Source organism: Aquabacterium parvum (genome assembly GCF_001447195.1).
Lineage (GTDB): Bacteria > Pseudomonadota > Gammaproteobacteria > Burkholderiales > Burkholderiaceae_C > Aquabacterium > Aquabacterium parvum.
Genome location: NZ_LFRI01000274.1, coordinates 1 through 5,072, shown reverse-complemented (window position 1 = coordinate 5,072; position 5,072 = coordinate 1). Strand labels below are relative to the sequence as shown.

Sequence of the window (5,072 nt, the reverse complement as noted above, 5' to 3'; positions counted from 1 at the left end):
GGGTGAACAGGCCTTCGGTGAAGGTGTCGGCGCCGCGCATGGTGGGTGTCGCTTCAGGTCGTTGAGGTGCTACGCTGATAACGCATCACGCCACTGGGGCGTGGACTTGGCTGTTGGGTATTTCCGCAGCCTGTTAAGGAACTCGATGCGTACGCCGCGCTGGGTGAGGCCCTGCACCAGGCGGCGCAGGTCGTCGAGGTTGCGCGCCAGACGATCCATGCTGTGCACCACGACCGTGTCGCCTTCGCGCACGAAGGCGAGCAGCCGTTCCAGTTCGGGCCGCCGTGTGTCCTTGCCCGACGCCTTGTCGGTGAACACTTTATCCACCTGGATCTGTTCGAGCTGCCGTTCTGGGTTCTGGTCGAAGCTGCTGACGCGGACGTAACCGATGCGCTGACCGTGCAAGGTATCCTCCTGAGGGAAATGTGTCAGGAAGAAATCTATGACCCTTGACGGCGTATGTCAATCAATTCGGAAGGCAACTCTATTCTGACGATTTAGCGCCGGATGGTCTGACGCCAAGTTAGGGTATGCCTCAATCTGACGGTAGCGAGTCGCAGGCGTTCGGATCGGCATCGGTTTCGTTCCCTGTCTTGGCACGCGCTTCGAAGCGTTGATAACACTCCAACCCGCAGAAGTGCTCGACGTATTCCGCGCCTTCCGGGGTGAAGGCGGCATCGAGCGGGATTTCCTTGCAGCACACGCAGCAACTGGTGGTGGTCGAGTCACTTGCATTCATGGTGGCACCCCTCCATTGACTGACGAAGACGGCGAATGCTGCCGCCGGCATTGGCTTCGCGAACAGGAAGCCTTGTCCTGTGTCGCAGTCCGCTTGTCGCAATAGATCAAGACTCGCCGATGTTTCCACGCCTTCAGCCACCACATCCATGCCCAGCCCGTGCGCAAGCTGAATCACGGTGTGCACGATGGTTTGGTCGCGGCGGTCGTTGGCGAGCCCGGCGACAAACGATTGGTCGATCTTGAGCGTGCTGATTGGGCAGCACTTCAGATGTTGCAGACAGGAATACCCCGTCCCGAAGTCATCGGCGGCGAAGCGCACACCGATCTGCCGCAAGGCGTCCAGGGCGGGGAAGATCGCCGGATCACCAAACGCGACCGATTCGGTCAGCTCGATTTCGAGATACTCGGCGGGCAACTCGGCATCAGCCAGCACGCCCTTTACCCACCCGTCGAAGTCCGGTCCCACTTGGCTCGCCGAAACATTGACGGCCAGCCGGAACGGTCGCCATGCCAGCATTCGCCAGTCACGCATCTGGCGGCAGGCTTCGCCCAGCACCCAAGCGCCGATTTCAGGCATCAGGCCGGACGATTCGACCACGGGCAGGAACTGGCCCGGTGGCAATAGTCCAAGCGTCGGATGACGCCAGCGCAACAGGGCTTCCGCGCCGACAATCCCACCACTGCGCAGATCGACGACGGGCTGGTAGTGCAGTTCAAGCTGCCCGCGCTCGACCGCTTGGGCCAGTTCCGGCGTCGTCCATCCATCCGGCCGGAAAGCGCTCATTCTCTTTCCCTGAATGCCCGCAACGCCCGCGACAGGGACAGAAGGAACAGGCCGGTCAAACCGAGCGCCGCGATGACCCAATGCTCGCCGAGGAAAGCACCGGCGGTTGTGCCGGCCAGCACGACAGCGAGGATGGGCAGGTGGCAGGGGCAAGTCAGCACAGCCAGTCCGCCCCACAGGTAGCCGGTGATCGGTTTGTGCGTCTCGGACGGCAAGCGCTCGGGGTTGTTCATGGCAGACTCTCCGCGTGCTGTGCCGGCTCGGTCGGCAGGGTGGCCAACTGCACTTCCAGATCGGCCAACGCTTCGCGCCGACGCTCGACGAACTGACGCAGCAGGGCAAGCTGCGCGGCCGCTTCGTCGCCGTCCGCCGCATCCAGCGCCCGGCACAGCCGCGCCAGCGCGTCGAGGCCGATGCCCGCCTCGAAGGCCGCCCGCACGAAGCACAGCCGTTGCAAGGCGGCGTCATCGAACAAGCCGTAGCCGCCTGGTGTGCACGCCACCGGGCGCAGCAATCCGCGCAGCAGGTAGTCGCGCACGATATGCACGCTCACCCCGGCATCAAGAGCCAGCCGGGACACCGTGTAGGCGTTCATTGAACACCTCCTTTTTCTCACCCGGCGCAGCAGGAAAGCTGCTTCACATCCTTGTTGAAGGTCTGCGCCGCGAGCTTCAACCCCTCGACCATCGTCAGGTAGGGGAACAACTGGTCGGCCAGTTCCTGCACCGTCATGCGGTTGCGAATGGCCAGAGCCGCCGTCTGGATCAGTTCACCCGCTTCCGGCGCGACCGCCTGTACGCCGATCAGCCGATGGCTGCCTTCCTCGATAACCAACTTGATGAAGCCGCGTGTGTCGAAGTTGGCGAGCGCACGCGGCACGTTGTCCAAGGTCAAGGTGCGGCTGTCGGTCTCGATCCCGTCGTGGTGGGCTTCCGCCTCGCTGTAGCCCACGGTCGCCACTTGCGGATCGGTGAACACCACGGCCGGCATTGCGGTCAGGTCGAGCGCCGCATCGCCGCCGGTCATGTTGATCGCGGCACGGGTGCCGGCCGCTGCCGCCACATAGACGAACTGCGGCTGGTCGGTGCAGTCGCCGGCCGCGTAGATGTTCGGGTTGCTCGTGCGCATGCCTTGGTCGATGGCGATGGCACCTTGCGCATTGACAGTGACCCCCGCTGCGTCCAGCGCGAGGCTGCGCGTGTTCGGTGTCCGACCGGTGGCAACCAGCAGTTTGTCGGCGCGCAATTCACCGTGCGTGGTGGTCAGCACGAATTCACCGTCCATATGGGCGACCTGGCTGGCTTGCGTGTGCTCCAGCACCTCGATGCCCTCGGCACGGAAAGCGGCTGTCACCGCCTCGCCGATGGCCGGGTCTTCACGGAAGAACAAGGTATTGCGCGCCAGGACCGTGACCTTGCTGCCCAGCCGGGCAAAGGCTTGCGCCAGCTCCAGCGCCACCACCGACGAGCCGATTACGGCAAGGCGTTCGGGAATGGTGTCGCTCGCCAGGGCCTCGGTGGAAGTCCAGTAGGGTGACTCTTTCAAGCCCGGAATCGGCGGGACCGCCGGGCTGGCACCCGTGGCGACCAGGCAGCGGTCGAACATCACGACGCGCTCGCCACCCTCGTTCAAACGGACGGTAAGGCTCTGGTCGTCCTTGAAGCGCGCCTCACCGTGCACAACGGTGATGGCCGGATTACCGCCCAGGATGCCTTCGTACTTGGCGTGCCGCAGTTCGTCGACGCGGGCCTGCTGCTGGGCCAGCAGCTTACTGCGGTCAATCGTAGGCACAGTTGCCGCAATACCGCCATCGAACGGGCTTTCCCGGCGCAGATGGGCGATGTGGGCGGCGCGGATCATGATCTTGGACGGCACACAGCCGACATTGACGCAGGTGCCGCCGATGGTGCCGCGCTCGATCAGCGTGACCTGCGCGCCTTGCTCGACGGCTTTCAGCGCCGCCGCCATCGCGGCTCCACCGCTGCCAATGACCGCTACCTGCACCGGGGGCTCGTTGCCACTGTGCTTTTCGGCGGCGGCCATCCATCCCCGCACCTTGTCGAGCAGTCCGACGCGGTTGTCCGCCAGTGGCGCATCGACTAGCGTTGCCTTGTAGCCCAGTCCGGCCACGGCGGCAGTCAGCGCGTCCGGCGATGTGCCCGGCACGATGGCGAGTTGCGCTGTGCCCTTCGGATAGGACACCAGCGCCGACTGCACGCCTGGCACTTTTTCCAGCGCTTCCTTGACGTGCGCCGCGCACGAGTCGCAAGTCATGCCGGTGATTTTTAGATGGGTCATGCAACAGATCCTTTATCGTTTGTGGCGCCAGACAATGACGTCCGTTGTGCTGCGGTGCCGTTTTCAGTGACTCACTGCTTGACGCTGGACGGATAGCCCGCGTCTGCGGTTGCCTTGGTCAGCTTCTGCACGCTGGTCTTGGCATCGTCGAAGGTGACGACCGCTTGGCGTGTCTCGAAAGTCACGTCAACTTTGCTGACGCCTTCGACCTTGGAAATCGCCTTCTTGACAGTGATCGGGCAGGCGGAGCAGGTCATGCCCGGTACGGACAGCGTGACGGTCTGGGTGGCGGCCCAGACGGGGGCAACAACGGCGGCGAGGGCGAGGGAGGCAAACAGTTTCTTCATGGTGAACTCCGATCAGTAGAAAAATGGCATGACGTAGGGAAATCCGAGCGCGACCAGAACCAGCGCGGCCACGATCCAGAAAATGAGCTTGTAAGTAGCTCGCACTTGGGGAATCGCGCAGACCTCACCCGGTTTGCAGGCCGCTGCCTGCCGGTAGATGCGCCGCCAGGCGAAGAACAACGCCACCAGCGCCACGCCGATAAAGATGGGGCGATAGGGTTCCAACACCGCCAAGTTGCCGATCCAAGCGCCGCTGAACCCCAAGGCGATCAGAACCAACGGCCCGAGGCAGCAAGCCGAGGCGAGGATGGCGGCAAGCCCTCCAGTGAAGAGCGCGCCGCGCCCGGTTTTTGGTTCAGACATGCGCTTGTCCTTTCGAATTGAAATTGGATAGCGTAACCTTACTTCCGTACTCATGTACGGAGTCAAGCGATATGGAAAACAATTTGGAGAACCTGACCATTGGCGTTTTCGCCAAGGCGGCCGGGGTCAATGTGGAGACCATCCGTTTCTATCAGCGCAAGGGCTTGTTGCTGGAGCCTGACAAGCCCTATGGCAGCATCCGCCGCTATGGCGAGGCGGATGTAACGCGGGTGCGCTTCGTGAAATCAGCCCAGCGGCTGGGCTTCAGCCTGGATGAGATCGCCGAGCTGCTGCGGCTGGAGGATGGCACCCATTGCGAGGAAGCCAGCAGTCTGGCCGAGCACAAGCTCAAGGACGTGCGCGAGAAAATGGCTGACCTGGCGCGCATGGAGGCCGTGCTGTCTGAGTTGGTGTGCGCCTGCCATGCGCGAAGGGGGAACGTTTCCTGCCCGCTGATCGCGTCACTACAGGGTGGAGCAAGCTTGGCAGGTTCGGCTATGCCTTAGCGTGCTTTATTTTCCGTTTTCTGAGACGACCCC

At 63.1% G+C, this 5,072-nt stretch carries 8 protein-coding genes; 1 reads left to right on the top strand and 7 read right to left on the bottom strand.

All coding sequences use genetic code 11. The annotated features are described in order from the left end of the window. Positions 1–69 precede the first annotated feature (69 nt). The 7 genes from ABG80_RS10235 to merT all read right to left on the bottom strand — a co-directional run bounded on the left by ABG80_RS10235 (position 70) and on the right by merT (position 4,533). Positions 70–405 carry a recombinase family protein gene (locus tag ABG80_RS10235; protein ID WP_083505989.1) on the bottom strand — a complete coding sequence of 112 codons (336 nt, stop codon included), beginning with the start codon at positions 403–405 and terminating at the stop codon, positions 70–72. A gap of 130 nt (positions 406–535) precedes the next feature. Beyond that, a complete protein-coding gene (locus ABG80_RS23470; RefSeq protein ID WP_003132006.1) occupies positions 536–1,525 on the bottom strand; it encodes a DUF3330 domain-containing protein in 990 nt (329 codons plus the stop codon). Continuing rightward, on the bottom strand, positions 1,522–1,758 hold the full coding sequence (gene merE / locus ABG80_RS10225) for a broad-spectrum mercury transporter MerE (RefSeq protein ID WP_003132004.1): 237 nt from the start codon (positions 1,756–1,758) through the stop codon (positions 1,522–1,524). Before merE ends, ABG80_RS23470 begins: the two co-directional genes overlap by 4 nt. Then, complete coding sequence (gene merD / locus ABG80_RS10220; RefSeq protein ID WP_000995360.1) at positions 1,755–2,120, bottom strand: mercury resistance co-regulator MerD; 366 nt, start codon at positions 2,118–2,120, stop codon at positions 1,755–1,757. The genes merE and merD overlap by 4 nt, the downstream gene beginning before the upstream one ends. 17 nt (positions 2,121–2,137) lie before the next feature. Continuing rightward, a complete protein-coding gene (gene merA, locus ABG80_RS10215; protein WP_058087590.1) occupies positions 2,138–3,823 on the bottom strand; it encodes a mercury(II) reductase in 1,686 nt (561 codons plus the stop codon). A 71-nt stretch (positions 3,824–3,894) separates the two neighbouring features. Beyond that, on the bottom strand, positions 3,895–4,170 hold the full coding sequence (gene merP, locus ABG80_RS10210) for a mercury resistance system periplasmic binding protein MerP (RefSeq protein ID WP_003131987.1): 276 nt from the start codon (positions 4,168–4,170) through the stop codon (positions 3,895–3,897). Positions 4,171–4,182: 12 nt separating this feature from the next. Next, positions 4,183–4,533 (bottom strand): mercuric ion transporter MerT, encoded by a 351-nt coding sequence (gene merT / locus ABG80_RS10205; RefSeq protein ID WP_003131974.1) that lies wholly within the window; start codon positions 4,531–4,533, stop codon positions 4,183–4,185. Positions 4,534–4,604: 71 nt separating this feature from the next. Between merT and ABG80_RS10200 the strand changes: the two genes are divergently transcribed. Further along, positions 4,605–5,039 (top strand): mercury resistance transcriptional regulator MerR, encoded by a 435-nt coding sequence (locus ABG80_RS10200; protein WP_003131969.1) that lies wholly within the window; start codon positions 4,605–4,607, stop codon positions 5,037–5,039. Positions 5,040–5,072 lie beyond the last annotated feature (33 nt).

Bases quoted from the DNA above. Each gene is read 5' to 3' on its own strand.
- ABG80_RS23470 (WP_003132006.1), bottom strand. From the start codon at position 1,525: ATGAGCGCTTTCCGGCCGGATGGATGGACGACGCCGGAACTGGCCCAA.
- merP (WP_003131987.1), bottom strand. From the start codon at position 4,170: ATGAAGAAACTGTTTGCCTCCCTCGCCCTCGCCGCCGTTGTTGCCCCC.
- ABG80_RS10200 (WP_003131969.1), top strand. From the start codon at position 4,605: ATGGAAAACAATTTGGAGAACCTGACCATTGGCGTTTTCGCCAAGGCG.
- merT (WP_003131974.1), bottom strand. From the start codon at position 4,533: ATGTCTGAACCAAAAACCGGGCGCGGCGCGCTCTTCACTGGAGGGCTT.
- merE (WP_003132004.1), bottom strand. From the start codon at position 1,758: ATGAACAACCCCGAGCGCTTGCCGTCCGAGACGCACAAACCGATCACC.
- merD (WP_000995360.1), bottom strand. From the start codon at position 2,120: ATGAACGCCTACACGGTGTCCCGGCTGGCTCTTGATGCCGGGGTGAGC.
- merA (WP_058087590.1), bottom strand. From the start codon at position 3,823: ATGACCCATCTAAAAATCACCGGCATGACTTGCGACTCGTGCGCGGCG.